Source organism: Vibrio sp. Y10_XG_PY6, assembly GCF_024181795.1.
GTDB lineage: Bacteria > Pseudomonadota > Gammaproteobacteria > Enterobacterales > Vibrionaceae > Vibrio > Vibrio diabolicus.
Genome location: NZ_JAMZAQ010000002.1, coordinates 418,110 through 434,883, shown reverse-complemented (window position 1 = coordinate 434,883; position 16,774 = coordinate 418,110). Strand labels below are relative to the sequence as shown.

Genomic DNA, 16,774 nt, shown 5'->3' with positions numbered 1-16,774 from the left:
TTCTTAGCACTCCAAGCGAATGAGTCGACAAATCTGCGCCTCACCCACTGTCCAGAACATTTCATAATGACTATAAAGGCCAGCCAATATGTACCAACAAAGTAATAGGCCCACCATCAAAGCAAAAGCAAAACCAAGCGAGAAGATATTCAGCTGTGGTGCGGCACGGGTCATTACACCAAACGACAAGTTAATGGTAAGTAGTGCAATAATGCCAGATAGAGACATACTCAGTGCCGTTTGGAACATAATACCAAGCCAGCCTGCCATTTCACGGAAATCAACCGCGTTGAGCGAGCCGGAGCCAATCGGCAGTGTTTTAAAGCTGAACACGACCAGTTGCAGCATTTTCAAGTGCCCATCGGTGGCAAGGAAAAACATTGTCGTCAAAAACATGAATAGCTGACCAAGCAATGGCGTGTTCTGACCATTTGCGGGATCAACCATAGAAGCGAAACCCAAACTTGACTGCATACCCAATATTTGTCCCAACAAGACAAAGGTTTGAATCATAAATTGAGTGACCATCCCCATCGCAATACCGATGATCATTTGCTCGGCAATGGTCATAAACCCCCGAAACGAGAGCAACTCAATGTCTTGAGGCACTGCAGGGATCGCAGGCATGACGGCAAAAGTGATGGCTAACCCGAGGTAAAGGCGGATTCGTGGTGAGACAAATCGAGCCCCAGTTACCGTCATCACCATCAGCATGGAAGAGATACGAACGTAGGGCCAGAAATAGTTTGCGATCCAATCTAAGACAACGCTAGTGGGATACTCCATAGGCGCCTCTAATAAAGCACCTGAGGTAAGCGCTCAATCAAGCCATAGAAATATTCCATCAACATTTGCGTCATCCAGTGACCAAATAGCATTAGAGCCAAAAGAGTGACTATCAAACGCGGCAAGAAGCTCAATGTTTGTTCGTTGATGGAAGTCGCAGCTTGGAAAATCGCAACAATAAGGCCGATAAGCAAACTTGGGATGATAATGGCGCAGACCATGATAAGCACCATCCAAAGTGCTTCACGGAAAAGCTCGACAAACATTTCTGGTGTCATGTCTTATCCTCTATCTGCGCTTATCTAAAGGGCGAAACTGCCCGCGAGTGTCGAAAGTATCAAGTTCCAGCCATCGACCAATACAAACAGCATCAACTTGAACGGCAACGAAACAATCATTGGTGACAACATCATCATACCCATTGCCATCAGTACCGACGCTACCACGAGGTCAATAATCAAAAACGGCAAGAAGAGCATAAAACCAATTTGGAATGCAGTTTTTAACTCCGAGGTGATGAAAGCCGGAATCAACACCGCCATCGACACATCTTCTGGGTTCTCAACTTGCTCTCCTGACATGGTTACGAACGTCTCCAAATCTTTGATTCGGGTCTGTTTAAGCATAAATGCTTTCATTGGTGCTTGTGCAGCATCAAACGCTTCTCTCGCAGTGACTTGCTCATTCAAATAAGGCTGAACGGCTTTATCGTTGATTTCGTTCAGGACAGGAGACATAACAAAAAAGGTCAAAAAAAGCGCTATACCAATGATGACCTGATTAGACGGCGTTTGTTGCAAACCCATTGCCTGACGCAATATCGACATCACCACCACAATTCGAGTAAACGACGTCATTAGAATCACCATAGCAGGCAAGAAGCCAAGCATGGTCATTAACGCTAGGATTTGTAGCGTAACCGAGTAATCTTCACTGCCATCTGGGTTTGTGGTCATGGTAAACGCAGGGATGCCACCACCACTAGAAACGGACATAGCACGACTGGCGCCAGTATCACTTTGCATCGCCTGAACAGTGACGCTACTTCCATCGGCCAAGTTGTCAGGCAGAGCAGACTCCTCTGCCTCAGCAAACGAAAATGAAGAAAACAGCACGCCGACGAAAAGCAACAACGTGCTCAGGAGCAAACGAATCGGGTTACCCTTTGTCATGTTTTTTGATCAGTTGGCTAAATTGAGTCGCAAAAGCATTGGTCGCCAACTCTTCCTCTTTCAGTGGCTTATCTAACTTGGCTAACGTTTGGATTGATTGGCTGGTAATTCCAACCAAAAACTGCTCTTCACCCACTTGAACTACGGCGATTCTTTCTTTGGTGCCCACTGGCAACTGACTCACAATACGCAAGCCTTTTTGTTGTCCCATCGCCGGCACTTGCATACGTTTAAGTAGCCAAGCCAACAAAAGAATCACGCCGATCACAAGCACAAGCGAGCCCAGTGTCGTCGCAAGATCCAGATTATTTGGTGCGGCAGCAAATGCATAAGGAGCACTCAGCATTAAGCTCAGTGCTCCAGTGATTTGCTTCAATCGCGTTTTGATTGAGCGGCTCATCTTAACGTAGCTTCTTAATTCGTTCAGTTTGGCTGATCACATCCGTCAAACGGATACCAAACTTATCGTTCACGACCACGACTTCGCCATGTGCAATCAGTGTACCGTTGACTAATACGTCCAATGACTCGCCCGCTAGACGATCCAACTCAACAACCGAACCTTGGTTCAACTGCAATAAGTTCCGAATGCTGATTTGTGAACGACCGACTTCCATCGAAATCGTCACCGGAATATCCATGATGGTGTCGAGTTTACGGCGCTCATCTTCGGTAATTGGGCTTGAAGTGTCTTTTAGCTCTTCCAGTGGCGCGGCCAATACTTCATCTACATCAACAGAAGGTGCAGACGGGTCTTCGCCAAGAGCGGCTGCCCATTCATCTGCTAGCTTTTGATCGTCACTTGGTTCCATTTTTCTATCCTGTGTTAAGCCTTATTTAATGCCAAAGCATGTCTGTTCAATAAGGTATCTTAATCGTCTATATCGTCTTCATTCTCAAGCTCAGACATGATGTCTTTGCCCAAGAAAGCTAAATCTGTTTTGACTACATGTGGGCGCTCAATTTCCTCAGAAATTTGCACCGCTAATTTGTCTTCCGAACGGCCCATTTTTACGCGATAGGTCGGCAGGTCTTCCACAAACATTGTCGCATGTTCTGGCATTTCAATCGGAATGATGTCACCCGGTTGCAATTCCATGAGGTCACGCAAAGAGATGTCTTTTTCAAGCAAGTTAACGCGGAAGTTAACCGGACAATCCATAATCTCTTCACGCAATGCTGAGCTCCAACGGACGTCAGTCTCCATCTTGTCGGACTGAACACCTGCATCCAACAGTTCACGGATAGGTTCAACCATGGAGTAAGGCATAACGACATGAAAATCGCCGCCACCACCATCGACCTCAATGTGGAATGAACTCACGACAATCACTTCTGTCGGGCTGACAATGTTAGCCATACTTGGGTTTACTTCAGAGTCGAGATATTCGAACTCCACCCCCATCACTGGCGACCACGCTTCTTTGTAGTCTTCAAATACAATCTTCAGCAGCAGCTGAATGATGCGGCGTTCCGTTGGGGTAAATTCGCGCCCTTCGATTTTGGCATGGAATCGACCATCCCCACCAAAGAAGTTTTCTACCAGAATAAAGACTAAGCGAGCCTCCATGGTGATCAACGCTGTACCTTTTAACGGACGAAAACGCACCATGTTCAAACTGGTTGGCACGTACAATGTGTTTTGGTATTCGCCAAACTTCATCATCTGCACGCCATTGATCGACACTTCTGCCGTTTTACGCAGCATATTAAACAGACTAATACGCATGTGTCGTGCAAAGCGCTCGTTGATAAGTTCGAGCGTCGGCATTCGACCACGTACAATCCTGTCTTGCGACGAGAAATCAAAATTGACGGCACCTTCGTTGTCGTTTTCTATCGGTTCATCGACGTCATCAACATCGTCAACCCCGTGCAATAGCGCATCAATTTCGTCTTGGCTTAATAGATCGGTCACGTTTTACCTATTGAATAACAAAATCTGTAAACAGTACTTTTTCAATCACTGGCTTACCGACCGCAGCGTTTAGCGCTGCTTTGATATCTTCGGAAGCACGATCGCGCAATTCCACTCGTCCCGTTGGAGAACGCAACTGATCAACCGTCGCCGAAGCAAACGTTGATAACAAAGAGCTCTCAATTAGTGGCGAATGGTACCGCGCCAACTCTTCATTCTCTGCGCCACGAACCATTAACTGCGCTTTAATTTGTACCAGTCTGTCGCGACGGTCCCCAGTAACGTTAAATACAAATGCCTGAGGAAGATTCACGTAGGCAATGGGCGAGGCATCTGATGCCTTCGCTTGAACCTGTTGAGACGCTTCAGCCTGAGCTGGTTCATCAGAGCCCATGAGAAAGAATGCTGCTGCAGCACCGCCAAGTAGCAATACCACAACAGCGATTATGATGATAAGTAACTTACCTTTTCCTTTCGGCGCATCGGCCCCTTGTAGCTGTTCTTCTGCCATTGTTGTCTCTTATTATTCTTTTAGGTTACCGAGATGCTTGAGAAAGTCGTTTGGTAACCTTGTATTATTGCCTTTAAACGGCCTGTTATGCGTAAAAGCTAATTCCATCACGCTTTGAAGCCACATTCAAATCCAGATTGACGTCAGCATCAAAGCTCTCTTCTGATTGTCCAGAAAAACCGCTGCCTTGAGCACTTTGACCATGTTGCTCAGCAGTATACCTACCTTGCTGCTGTCCGCTGTTTTGTTGCTGAACAGAAGAGTCAGCCAGTTGCATGCCCTGCTGCGCCAACATCTCTCTCAAGCGAGGAAGCGTCTGTTCAATGATGTCACGCGCTTGCGGGTTGTTCACCGTAAAATGCACATTAGCCACATCGTTGTTCATCGTCATACGAATTTGCATACGACCTAATTCTGGTGGATCAAGACGAATATCGAGGTTTTTTAGGTTCTTCGACATCATCATTTGCACTTTTTCCGCCACTTGCTCATTGGCCAACTCTTTGGTCAGTTGCAGCGGAAGCTGAGCTTGCTGCGCGGCATCAATACGCGCTTGTTGCTGCACGTTTGTTCCTTGTTGACCCGCCATCGCCTGAAGCTGCCCTGCTAAACCATGTTGAAGTTCTGGTTTATCTTGCTTATCCGCTGTCGCTTTAAGTGCACCAGCAGCCAATGCGGCATTCACAACTTTCTGGTTAACCTCTCCATCCTTCACGCCTTGAAGCGCAGTCGGCAAATGAGCTGCGGCCAACGCATCTGGCATCGGAGATACTGCGACTTTATCTGCACTCTGAACAGCTTGCGGCTGAGCTGATTGAGTCGCAAAATTAAGGGCTTGCTGAGACATCCCCATAGGCGCAGCCTGGCGAGCCAAATGATGTTGTACTTGCTGCTCGGCGAGAACCTGTTTAACGTCAGTAGGAAGCGCAACAAACTGGGCAAGATCTTGCTCAGGAATATCGGCAATGACCGTCCCTTTTTTCAACCCTTCTATGATCTCAGCTTCTTGCTGAGTCAGTGGTTTTCCCTGCGCCAGTTTGGTATCTATGAGTTCGAGTTCATCCAAGGAAACATGCTGAAGCGCATCAATTTTAGAGCCATCCAAACCCACCTCCAGTGGCGATAGTTCATTGGCAACGTCACCACTGACCATGCCCTTCTCGGTTGGGTGACTGACTTGTTTAGCCAGACCTTGCCAAGTAGCAAACTCAGACGAGAGCTTATCGACATCGATAGGTTGACCATTCTTATCTAAAATTGGCTCTAAGCCTTGCCCAGCCATTGCCTGCACTTGTTCAAGCGATTGAGCTAATGGCATGTCATTCAAAGCAAGTTCATCAATGTCTGTTGTTTGCCCGTTGAACGAGTGTTCTAAACCCGCTCGTTGAGGCAAAACTTTGCCACTATCGATGGATGCATTATTCGCTTTCAAGGTTTGATTCGCTTGTTCAATACGACCAAGCAGCTGTTGTCCTTCACCCATCGCGCTTTTTGCGCCATTAGCAGCTGAAGGGGCGTTCGAGAGTGAACCGACTTTCTCAGTGACATCAGCATCATTTTGCGAGTGAGCGCCTTGTTTGGCTTCCAGTAGGCTTGCCTCATCACTTTGAATGGTGTTCGCATGCTCTGTCAGCATGTCGCCAGAGCGGCTTTGCTCTTGAATAGCAGTATCTTGGCTTTCTTGCGCCAGCAACTCTTCGGCGTCGTTACTGCTCGCTTGAGCCACGTCTGTGACCACTTCTTGACTATCAGCTTTGCCAGACGAAAGCTTGTTAATCTCGGCACTATTTTGGTCTTCACCGTTTAGTGATTTCGTTGCTACTTTTTCTGATTTTTGTGAACCTGAAAACGCATCCGTCAAGGTTTCTAAAAATCCCTTGTTCTCCGCGTTTTCTGTAGGTGCTTGTGCGGCAGAGTCAGACACTGACGTCTTGCTCGTCGCAGAAACATTGGACAAATTCACATTCATATAGAAATTCTCATTATCAGCAGCTTCGAGCGCTAGGCCGCTGCTAAATTGCACACGGTGGCAAATTTAGGTTATTGGGATGATAATCTACAGAGTTATCTGCAAAAATTACGCCAATAACAAGCTCATTGCCGCAGTGACAAATCGAGTGCCATAAGTGGAAGCAACGTCAATTTTTAAACATTAAAAAGGCTTCGCTCGACGGCTGTAAAGCAACGTTGAAAACTCATCCATTTGCTTTTGTTCCCGTTTGGCTTCAGCAAGCTGTTTCTCTTTCTCTCGCTTTTCGATCATCCACTCATAGGATTTGCGTTCTTTGCGTACTGTTAACCAGTATTCTTGACAGTTTTCTACCTGTTCTTTGAAATGACTTTCTGCTTGTTTCTGCTTAGATAACGTTTCGTCTAGCTGAGTGAGAAAGCGATTTAAATGCCCATATTCGCTTGCCGTTAAGCCCGCCTGCCCACGGTCGATAAGCTGTTGGCAATAATCAAGGCGATACTTTTCGATTTGCTCAACCTGACGGTAATAATCTTCAAGTTCAGAGCGCGCTTTGTTCAGCGCAAGTACGGCTTGATCTTCACGCTCTTTAGTCTGCTCAAGTAGGAACTCCATCGCATTGTTCATGCGCTATCACCCGCCTAAAATGTTTCTAAGCATGTTGACGCACATATCGTATGGCACCGATTCTTTCATGCTCTGCTGTAAGTATTCGTCTAACTTCGGCTTCAATGTAAACGCACCATCGATAGCAGGATCGGTGCCCGGCTTGTACGCCCCAATCGAGACCAAATCTTGGTTCTTGCGGCAAATCGACAAGACCTGACGTACGGCTTTCGACATCAGAACATGTTCTTCAGTGGTGATTTGCGGCATAACACGGCTCACCGACTTTTCGACGTCAATCGCAGGATAATGACCTGCATCCGCCATTTCACGGGACAGCACAATGTGACCATCAAGAATTGCCCGCGATGCATCCGCAATCGGGTCTTGTAAATCATCGCCCTCGGTCAACACGGTAAAGAACGCCGTAATTGAGCCTTGTTCGGCGCTTCCGTTACCCGCACGCTCAACCAAAGCAGGTAGCTTGGCGAACACAGATGGCGGATAGCCTTTTGTCGCTGGCGGCTCACCAACAGAAAGGGCGATTTCACGCTGTGCTTGCGCAAAACGCGTCAAGGAATCCATCAATAACAGAACGTCCAAACCTTGATCGCGAAAGTACTCGGCAATGGTTAAGGCGGTTTGACAGCCTTTCAAACGCATCAATGGTGAAGCATCGGCAGGCGCAGCCACCACGACAGAGCGACGTCGTCCATCCTCACCTAAAATCTCTTCGATAAACTCTTTAACTTCGCGTCCACGCTCACCTATCAGACCGACCACAACAACTTGTGCGGTTGTACCTCGTGTCATCATGCCAAGCGTGACCGATTTACCCACACCAGAGCCGGCAAACAGACCGATACGCTGACCTTTACCTACCGTCAATAATCCGTTAATCGCTTTCAAGCCCACATCAAGTGGCTCTGAAATTGGCTTTCGAGCCAGCGGGTTGATTGGCTCAGCATTAAAAGAGGCGCGATGATCGGTATACAACGGGCCAAGTCCATCAAGCGGATTACCAACCCCGTCAATCACTCGACCAAGTAACTCCATGCCAACAGGCAAGCCAGCGTCACTGGTTAATGGCGTCACTCTAGCGCCAGGCAAAATGCCCGTAATTTGCTCGCTTGGCATCAAAAATAGGTTATCACCTGAAAAACCGACGACCTCGGCTTCCATCTGACCGGACATAGTTTCCACTAAGCATAAACTGCCAATTGGCGCGCGACAGCCTGTCGCTTCCAACGTTAACCCAACCACTCGAACCAGTTTGCCAGAGGCAACTGGGCGCGTCGTTAAGCCTTCAACTTTGTAGTTTCTTAAACGGTCAGCCAATGCTTGCATGGATTACTCACCCTCTTGATGACGGTTTGCACCACAAAAACTGTGCAACACGCTTTTGACGCGCTCTTCCATACGGTAGTTAATGCTTGATTCACCCGCTTCAATTTGGACGTCGCCTCGATTGAGTGATGGCTCAGCAACCAACGTCCAGTTGCGGCAATCAAGGTCTTCTTCGCCGTAAGCTGAGCGAATAATCGCAACGTCTTCTGGATTCAGGTGCAAGGTAATGGGATGACCTGATATTGGCAGCGCTTCAACCGACTGCTTAACCGTGTCCAAAATAATCTGAGGGTTGGTTTGTACTTCGACATGCACGACTTCTTTTACTAAACAGAGCACCATGTCTACCAGCTGCTTTTCAACCTGAGCATTCATTAGCTCTAACGGCTGAGCAAACTGGTTCGCTAAGTTCATAAAGGTTTCGACTTGCTGTTGAATATATTCTTGACCTGCGGTCACGCCTTCGGCTTTTCCAAGCTCCAGCCCTTCAGCATGGCCCGCTTGCAGGCCTTCTTCTTTGCCTTTGTCGTAACCTTGCTTAAAGCCGGCTTCTTGACCTTGATACAAACCTTCCTGATAAGCGCCTTGCTTGATCAGCTCTATCTGCTCTTCGGTTAGCTCAAGTGCTTGCTCTTCTTCTGGCTCTTCAAGATTCGGTACCCAACCCGGGTCATAGTTAAACGCGGTTTGTTTTGCTTGCTTGGCTTTGGGCTCGCCGTAATCAGGCAACCCCCAACGTTGTGGTTCGATCATCGAATCATCTTCATCAGGACGGATAAATCCACGTTTTCTTTCGCCAGCCATGGGTTACCTATTATGTATTCGATTAAGAAGTGAGGGCGCTCCGCAATAGGATAATCGCGGAGCAATAGAGATTATAAGAACTCGTCCGCACCGCCAGACAACATGAGTTCGCCTGCATCGGCCATGCGACGAGCGATCGCTAGGATTTCTTTCTGTGCCGCTTCGACATCCGCCACGCGAACTGGCGGCATCGCTTCGATGTCATCACGCATCATCTCAGCCGCTCGTTTCGACATGTTCTTAAATACCTTCTCACGCAGAGAATCGTCGGCACCTTTAAGTGCTTTTTGCAACACGTCTTGTGGTACATCACGCAGCAATTTCTGAATACCTTGATCGTCCACTTCGACTAAGTTTTCGAAGACAAACATCAAGTCTTGAATTTGCGTCGCCATGTCTTCGTCTTGATCGCGAATCTGTTCCATCAACAAACCTTCGACGTTGTTGTCTAGATAGTTCATGATCTCCGCTGCCGCTTTCAGGCCACCAATCTTGGCTGCTTGAGCGCCAGCTTGACCCGCGAACTGTTTCTCCATGATTTCGTTCAGCTCTGCCAGTGCCGATGGCTGAACTTCTTCAAGGTTGGCAATACGCATCATCAGGTCCAAACGCACGCGCTCAGGGAACTGAGACAAAATCTCCGCGGATTGGTCTGCTTCTAAATAAGACAATACGATGGTTTGGATCTGCGGGTGTTCGTTGACAATGATGCTCGCCACTTGTCGTGGGTCCATCCATTTCAGCGAATCCAAGCCTTTTGAACCCGTACCAAGTAGGATCTGGTCAACCAAATTGTTGGCTTTGTCTTCACCAAGAGCCGCCACCAGCGCATTACGCATGAAGTCTTCGCTGCCCATGCCGATGTTGGTGTATTTCTGGATGTCCTCCAAAAACGCACGGTGAACGGCCGACACCTTGTCTTGGCTGAGGTCTTTCGCCTTAGCCATCGCACTACCCACACGCTGGACCTGTTTTGGCTCTAGGTGACGAATAATGCCAGCGGCATCTTGTTCATTGAGGCTCAGTAGCAAAATTGCTGCTTTTTCTTCGCCAGTAATGGTTGAGACATCCAGCTCAACTGGCATTCCCGCGGCGTTGTCATCTTGAGGTACGATATCGTTAGCCATTGTCATTCATCCAGTTTTTCACTACTTGAGCAGCAAGTTCAGGTTCATTCGCAACCAGAGCGCGAACCGCTTTCAATACATCTTCATCTTTATGAAGGTTTGGCAAATCAATACTTGAACCAAACTCAAACAATTCGCTGCTTTCAATGTCGCTGCCAATCAGGCTAGTTTCACCATCTGCACCAATCGGCAAGCCGTCTGGTCCGTACATTTCGTCTTCGTCATCACTGGTAGGGTTAAGCAATTTCTTCATTGCTGGGCGAACCAGAACCAACACAACAACGATGATCACTAATGCACTTGCGAACCAACGAACCCAGTCACTGAAGTTAGGGTGCTCCCAAATTGGTGGTTCTTCCAGCTGTTCAGCCTCAGGCTCTGCAAACTTCACACTCAGTACATTCAACAAATCACCACGGCCTTGGTCAAAACCAACCGTACCAATTAAGACTTGGCGAATGGCATTAATTTCCGATTCGGACATCGGGGTATAAGTCACTTCTCCCGTATCTGGGTTGACCTGACGACGATCCTTAATCGCAACAGAAACTGTCTGGCGAGCAACCGTCCCCGTCTGCTTACGCTCATGGCTGATAGTGGTATCAAGCTCAAAGTTACGCGTGGATTCTTTACGCACCGAACCCTGCCCCATGACAGAACCGTCTTTCATCTGAGCCACATCTTGCGGAATAGAGGCATCCGCTGGAGGCTGATTACTTAACGCCCCTGGAATACCCGCTACCATATTGCCGTTATTGTAATCTTCTAATGCGTACTCACTGCGGGTTGCAGGGGTATTGGGATCAAAGCGTTTGCGAGTTTGTTCAACCGCGCTGAAATCCATTTGGATATCGACCTGCGCCGTGTAGTTGCCATAACCTAAAATAGGTAATAGCACTGAATCAATTTTTTCACGCAGCGCTTGTTCCTGGCTACGCTCTAATTCTTGCTCTTTGCGTCGCGCGGCAGAAGCAGGGTCTTGAGAGCCTGAACTGAGCAAACGACCATGCTGATCTGTGACGGTAATTCGGGAGGTTTTCATTCCCGGAACGGCACTCGCCACCATGTCAACGATAGAATCAACTTCTTGCTGTTTGAGGTTCGTGCCAGTCGACAGTGTCAAAAATACGGACGCAGATGCTTCTTGATTGTGACGTACAAACACACTGTGCTTTGGCAGCGCCAATAAGACTCGTGCTTTACGAACTTGCTTCATTTCCTCAATCGCTTGAGCCAATTGACGTTCTCGACTGAGTTTAAGGCGCTCTTGCTCTAAACGTTGTGATACGCCAAAACCCATATCTTGCAGCAAAATATCATCGCCCGCCTCTGTGGCTTGGTTTACGCCCGAGCGAACCATGCCAAGTTTGATCGAGTTGTATTCGCTCGATTCAACAGAAATGGTATTACCATCAAGCTTGTAATTGATTTTTTGCTGGTCCAGATAATCCAAAACGGGGATCAACTCTTCGGTCTCATACGCTCCAAGCGGGCGCATCTCCGGCTCTTTGACCCAAAAGAACAGCATCACGATCAATGCAACACAGATGGAGATTGACAGCACAAGTACAACTTGACGAAGTAAATCAAGGTCACCCACTGCCATATCAAATTTTGACGCACTGCGCTCCTCTAGATCTGGATTTTGACTCTCCACATCTACGTCGGAACTTGCTACCAGTGCACCATCTGAGCCGCCTTCAGTGACGGTTAAATCTGTAGACTTGTCTGCCACACTTATTACCTAAATTACACTGGCATGTTCATGAGGTCTTTATACGCCTCAACGAGTTTATTGCGAATTTGAACCGTCGCATCAAAAGCGACACTAGACTTGTTACGAGCAATCATAACGTCAGAAAGGGAAACATCGGCATCACCACGATCAAAACGGGTTTGTAAATCACCGGATGCTTTTTGAAGTGTGTTCACGTTATTGATGGCTTTAGTTAGGAGATCATTAAAATCTGCTCCAACTTTCGCCCCACTTGCAGTAGGAGCAGTATTGGTTGCTTCTACCATCATGGCGCGCATTTCTGCCTGAATACCATCAACTTTCATTAGCACCTCTAAGCCAAAAGATTGACTATTAACAAAACTGATTATTAACACAGCAATTAACGTGCCATAAGACATTAGTTAGCGGTTTGCTTACACTTTTTGTCTTATGGCGATTGCACATGTTAATTTGGGATATCTATACCAGCATCACGCATTTTGGCAAGTTTGTAGCGCAAGGTTCGTGGGCTTATGCCCAGTTTCTCCGCCATTTCTTTGCGTCGGCCGTTACACTCCACCAAGGTTTCCAAAATAATGGCGTATTCTTGGTCACGCAGCTCGCTGCCCAAGCCTTCCCCGCCAGATACCGGACGGTTCACACTCTCAGGTTGAGCGACTGGCTTAACATTAGGTACCACCATCTCTGCATTTTGCACCACATGTTGCAAGCTGTTGGCATCTTGCCAATCCACCCCTTCTAGTAAGATGTGCTCAGCGTCGATATCACCATTCTCACTTAAAATAAGAGCTCGTTGCACCACGTTATCCAGCTCACGAACGTTACCTGGCCAAGGGTATTGCAGCAGTTTTTCTACCGCAACGGCTGAAAATTGAGGCACTGGCATCCCCATCTTGCTGCAATGACGCTCAGCAAGATGCTTGGCAAGTGGCGCAATATCGCCTTTGCGTTCGTTCAGTGCTGGCCACGCAATTGGGAACACATTCAGGCGGTAGTATAAATCTTCACGGAAGTTGCCTTCTGAGACGTACTGCTTGAGATCACGGTTACTGGTCGCGAGCACGCGTACATCCAGCTTGATGCTCTTACGACTGCCAAGGCGCTCCACTTCCCGCTCTTGCAAAACACGTAATAGTTTCGCTTGCAGGTTTAAGTCCATTTCGCTGATTTCATCCAGCAAGATTGTGCCGCCTTGCGCTTGTTCAAACTTACCCGGACACGCTTGAACAGCGCCAGTGAACGCGCCTTTCTCATAACCAAATAGTGTCGCTTCCAGCATGTTGTCTGGAATCGCCGCACAGTTGATCGCAACGAATGGACCATCTTTACGGTTTGATGCGTTGTGAATATAACGCGACATCACTTCTTTACCTGAGCCACTCGGACCTAGCACCATGACATTCGCATCTGTACGTGCCACTTTATCGGCCAAAGCAAGTAGACGCAGACTTTTTTCATCTGCCACGACCGCGTCACCATTGTCATCGCTTTTGATCGGTGCATATCGACTGACCATATTTAGCAATACTTCTGGTGCAAATGGTTTCGCCATGTAGTCAATCGCGCCGTCTTTCATTGCCGACACGGCATCTTCAATGTTGGCGTACGCCGTCATTAACAGTACTGGTAAGTTAGGCCAATTCTGCTTGATGTTTTTGAGCAGAGCCAACCCGCCCATACCTGCCATTTGCACGTCAGAAACGACGATATCGACAGTATTCGATTTGAGTTTTAGTAGTGCGTCTTCCGCACAGTCAGCTTCTAACCACTCATACCCTGCCAGAGCCAGAGTATCCACTAGGGCTTCACGAAGACCTTCATCGTCTTCTACGATCAGCACTTTGCTTTGCGCCATTCTGATTCTCCAGTAATTGTTATTACCAGAAGCTGCTTACTGCGCTTCTGGTTGCACTCGCTCTAGCGGAATGCACATGGTAAAGCAGGCTCCATCACCCTGCTCTGAAATAAGTTCCAATCGACCGTCATGGGCACGGCAAACCATTTGAACAACAGCCAGCCCTAACCCGGTTCCTTGAGAACGCGTGGTAAAAAATGGCTCCATAATTTTGGCTTGTAGTTCTTCAGGTACACCCGGTCCGCTGTCTTGCACTGAAATGCGCAACTCGCCATTTACCGGGCGGAAAAATATATCGACTTGCGACTCTTTACCAGACATCTGAATCGCATTCATGACAAGGTTGCTCAACGCGGATGCAATCGCATTCGCATTGCCTAGCAACTCAGTTTGTTCTTCTTCCACTTCTAGGCAGTAGTCAATACCGTTATTTTTTAGCGCGGTTTCGACCATCGGCTGATATTCCGCCACCAACTGAGCAATCGTAAATGGCTTAATGACTTTATTATCACCACCTTTAGCAAAAAGCAGCATATCATTAACCTGCTTTTCCAAATCGTGCAGTCGATCCATTAATTTGGTTTGAAAGCGATCCCTTGTCGCTGGTGGAAGGTTTGGCGCTCCCAAATTGGATGCATATAGCATAGCGCTCGATAGCGGCGTTCTTACCTGATGAGCAAGCGAAGCTACCATGCGCCCTAACGACGACAAGCGTTGTAAATCACTCACACGAGCTTGAAGTAAGCGAGTTTCGGTTAAATCGGTAATCAGGATCAATTGACCTGTCGTAGAAGCCGAAATGGCTAATCGAACTTTACGACCATTCCGCAGGGAAACTTCGTGACCATCATCCTCACGAGGATCAAACACCGCCTGAATAATGTTGAACCATTTTTCATTAACCAGTGGAATCTCAAGAATTCGGTGCGCCTCTGGGTTTGCTTCACGCACTATGCCGTACGTGTCGAGCAGAATCACTCCGGCAGGCATCACATCAAGCACCTGCTTATAGCGCTCAACCTGATTTTCTACGGAATCTAAATGGGATTGGTTGGTGTTGTTATCCATTACTGCCTGTCGAAATATCGCCGCTAAAACTAAAATAGCTTGGTAAGCAATTAGCGTACCAAGCTATTTTTTAATATTTATCATGACGTTAAGTCATCGACAATAAGTTGACACCCTCAGATAACGGTTTTTGGTGTCAGAAAAACGATGCTAAATAGCCCAAATGATTTAGATATCGTCTTAAATCTCAACGTTGCCTAGCGTTGTAAGTTGTACTTACGCATTTTTTCCACCAACGTTGTGCGTCGCATACCCAACATATCAGCGGCTCGTGCCACGACTCCACCTTGTGCTTCTAACGCTTGGCTGATCATATTAACTTCTAAATCAGCCAACAGCTCTTTCAGATTTACACCTTCAGGCGGCAGCGCTTGCGGAGCGTTCATGCTGTGGTCAAGATCGTCTTGATCATCAAAGCTAAAGTCTTCTGAGAAGATGTCTTGGAACACATCACGCTCTTGTTCTTCAACCGAAATAAACGGATTACTTTCTGGTTGGAACTCCGGAATATCACTGTAGCGATATTTGGTTGGTAAGTGGTTTACATCGACCAAGCTATTTGGGTACAGAATGATCATTCGCTCAACAAGGTTGGCTAACTCACGCACGTTACCCGGCCAGTTGTGCTCCATCAATGAATTGATCGCACGAGGGGTAAAACAGATAGGCTGGCCACCCTCCGCTTCCAGACGCGTCATCAACTCTTGCAGCAGCAATGGAATATCTTGTTTGCGCTCTTTCAGCGCAGGCATCTCGATTGGAAACACGTTCAAACGATAGAACAAGTCTTCTCGGAACGTGCCTTCTTCAATCATACTTTCTAGATTACGGTGTGTTGCCGCGACAACTCGAACATTGACCTTGATGGTGCTATTGCCACCCACACGTTCGAAACAGCGCTCTTGTAATACGCGAAGTAGCTTCACTTGCATCGACATCGGCATATCGCCAATCTCATCAAGAAAGATCGTGCCACCGTCTGCGAGCTCAAATCGACCTTTACGTGCCGTTAACGCACCAGTAAACGCGCCTTTTTCGTGGCCAAACAATTCACTTTCTAGAAGCTCCGGTGGAATGGCACCACAGTTAATGGGCACAAAGGCACCACTGCTGTACGACGAATGATAGTGAATGTTACGCGCAACGACTTCTTTACCGGTACCAGATTCACCCAAGATCAACACGTTTGCCTCAGTGTCTGAGACTTGCTCGATCAGGTGACGAACTTCTTGAATACCTCTGCTTTGACCAACTAAGCTGCGAAAAAGCGTGTTTTTTCGTGCACTGGCAACGACATTGACCCCTTTTCGACCCAGAAAATCTTTGCAGTGGCGTAACGCCTCACTAAGCTGTGGGTAATTAAGAGGTAGTTCTAGCTCACCTACAAAATTTGGAAGATCATCCACGGGCAACGGAAATCGGCCCATGACTAAAAGTGGGATGTGGTAGGCGCTGTTTAAATGAGAGATAACCGTATTCGCCGCTTGACCTGCTGGAATGTTACCAACAATACAGCACGACCATACGCTAGACCAATCAACATCGCTGAGCTGATCAGAACTGACCGCTTCGCAATTTTCTCCAACAAATTCCAATATATTGCTTAAATTTAAACGACTTGATGCGTCATCATCAATTACAAGCAGCTTTGCCAAACCTTGCATAAGTAAGAATGATTGCCTTTATTTTAGGTGCGTTGCGGCCAAACCTTGATTTGCGCAATTGGGTGCTAAAAGAAGGCAGAACCACCACACTCAATTTACGATAGACAAAATAGGAAAATCAGCAACAAAAAAAGCCATTAGGGCTACTAATGGCTTCTATTTTATTTGAATATAAAAATAAGGCAACCAAGCAATAAAGAGGTGTGAGC

17 protein-coding genes are annotated in these 16,774 nt (G+C 47.4%); all 17 read right to left on the bottom strand.

The annotated features are described in order from the left end of the window. Window positions 1-3: 3 nt before the first annotated feature. Window positions 4-786, bottom strand: a complete 783-nt coding sequence (gene fliR, locus NL644_RS10345) for a flagellar biosynthetic protein FliR (RefSeq protein ID WP_005384463.1) — start codon at window positions 784-786, stop codon at window positions 4-6. A gap of 8 nt (window positions 787-794) precedes the next feature. Further along, complete coding sequence (gene fliQ, locus NL644_RS10340) at window positions 795-1,064, bottom strand: flagellar biosynthesis protein FliQ (protein WP_012841532.1); 270 nt, start codon at window positions 1,062-1,064, stop codon at window positions 795-797. 24 nt (window positions 1,065-1,088) lie between these two features. Continuing rightward, window positions 1,089-1,958: a flagellar type III secretion system pore protein FliP gene (fliP, locus tag NL644_RS10335; protein ID WP_006741704.1), complete on the bottom strand. Its 870-nt coding sequence runs from the start codon at window positions 1,956-1,958 to the stop codon at window positions 1,089-1,091. After that, window positions 1,945-2,358, bottom strand: coding sequence for a flagellar biosynthetic protein FliO (fliO, locus tag NL644_RS10330; RefSeq protein WP_012841531.1), 414 nt, complete (start codon window positions 2,356-2,358; stop codon window positions 1,945-1,947). The genes fliP and fliO overlap by 14 nt, the downstream gene beginning before the upstream one ends. Before the next feature lies 1 nt (window position 2,359). Continuing rightward, entirely contained in the window at window positions 2,360-2,770 is a 411-nt protein-coding gene (gene fliN, locus NL644_RS10325; protein WP_012841530.1) for a flagellar motor switch protein FliN, read from the bottom strand. A 59-nt stretch (window positions 2,771-2,829) separates the two neighbouring features. Then, a complete protein-coding gene (fliM, locus tag NL644_RS10320) occupies window positions 2,830-3,876 on the bottom strand; it encodes a flagellar motor switch protein FliM (RefSeq protein ID WP_006741703.1) in 1,047 nt (348 codons plus the stop codon). Between the two features lie 7 nt (window positions 3,877-3,883). Then, on the bottom strand, window positions 3,884-4,387 hold the full coding sequence (gene fliL, locus NL644_RS10315) for a flagellar basal body-associated protein FliL (RefSeq protein WP_114323332.1): 504 nt from the start codon (window positions 4,385-4,387) through the stop codon (window positions 3,884-3,886). Window positions 4,388-4,472: 85 nt separating this feature from the next. Further along, window positions 4,473-6,356 (bottom strand): flagellar hook-length control protein FliK, encoded by a 1,884-nt coding sequence (locus NL644_RS10310; protein WP_114323333.1) that lies wholly within the window; start codon window positions 6,354-6,356, stop codon window positions 4,473-4,475. Window positions 6,357-6,539: 183 nt separating this feature from the next. Continuing rightward, window positions 6,540-6,983 carry a flagellar export protein FliJ gene (fliJ, locus tag NL644_RS10305; protein ID WP_012841527.1) on the bottom strand — a complete coding sequence of 148 codons (444 nt, stop codon included), beginning with the start codon at window positions 6,981-6,983 and terminating at the stop codon, window positions 6,540-6,542. A gap of 6 nt (window positions 6,984-6,989) precedes the next feature. Continuing rightward, window positions 6,990-8,309 carry a flagellar protein export ATPase FliI gene (fliI, locus tag NL644_RS10300; RefSeq protein WP_006741701.1) on the bottom strand — a complete coding sequence of 440 codons (1,320 nt, stop codon included), beginning with the start codon at window positions 8,307-8,309 and terminating at the stop codon, window positions 6,990-6,992. A 3-nt stretch (window positions 8,310-8,312) separates the two neighbouring features. Continuing rightward, window positions 8,313-9,113, bottom strand: coding sequence for a flagellar assembly protein FliH (fliH, locus tag NL644_RS10295; RefSeq protein WP_006741700.1), 801 nt, complete (start codon window positions 9,111-9,113; stop codon window positions 8,313-8,315). 71 nt (window positions 9,114-9,184) lie between these two features. Beyond that, complete coding sequence (gene fliG, locus NL644_RS10290; protein ID WP_012841526.1) at window positions 9,185-10,240, bottom strand: flagellar motor switch protein FliG; 1,056 nt, start codon at window positions 10,238-10,240, stop codon at window positions 9,185-9,187. After that, complete coding sequence (gene fliF, locus NL644_RS10285; protein WP_006741698.1) at window positions 10,233-11,975, bottom strand: flagellar basal-body MS-ring/collar protein FliF; 1,743 nt, start codon at window positions 11,973-11,975, stop codon at window positions 10,233-10,235. Before fliF ends, fliG begins: the two co-directional genes overlap by 8 nt. A gap of 14 nt (window positions 11,976-11,989) precedes the next feature. Continuing rightward, on the bottom strand, window positions 11,990-12,301 hold the full coding sequence (fliE, locus tag NL644_RS10280) for a flagellar hook-basal body complex protein FliE (RefSeq protein WP_012841525.1): 312 nt from the start codon (window positions 12,299-12,301) through the stop codon (window positions 11,990-11,992). Window positions 12,302-12,423: 122 nt separating this feature from the next. Beyond that, window positions 12,424-13,833: a sigma-54 dependent transcriptional regulator gene (locus NL644_RS10275; protein ID WP_046875536.1), complete on the bottom strand. Its 1,410-nt coding sequence runs from the start codon at window positions 13,831-13,833 to the stop codon at window positions 12,424-12,426. Between the two features lie 36 nt (window positions 13,834-13,869). Continuing rightward, window positions 13,870-14,901 (bottom strand): PAS domain-containing sensor histidine kinase, encoded by a 1,032-nt coding sequence (locus tag NL644_RS10270; protein ID WP_046875535.1) that lies wholly within the window; start codon window positions 14,899-14,901, stop codon window positions 13,870-13,872. Between the two features lie 197 nt (window positions 14,902-15,098). Beyond that, window positions 15,099-16,565 (bottom strand): sigma-54 dependent transcriptional regulator, encoded by a 1,467-nt coding sequence (locus NL644_RS10265; protein WP_006741695.1) that lies wholly within the window; start codon window positions 16,563-16,565, stop codon window positions 15,099-15,101. Between the last annotated feature and the right edge of the window lie 209 nt (window positions 16,566-16,774).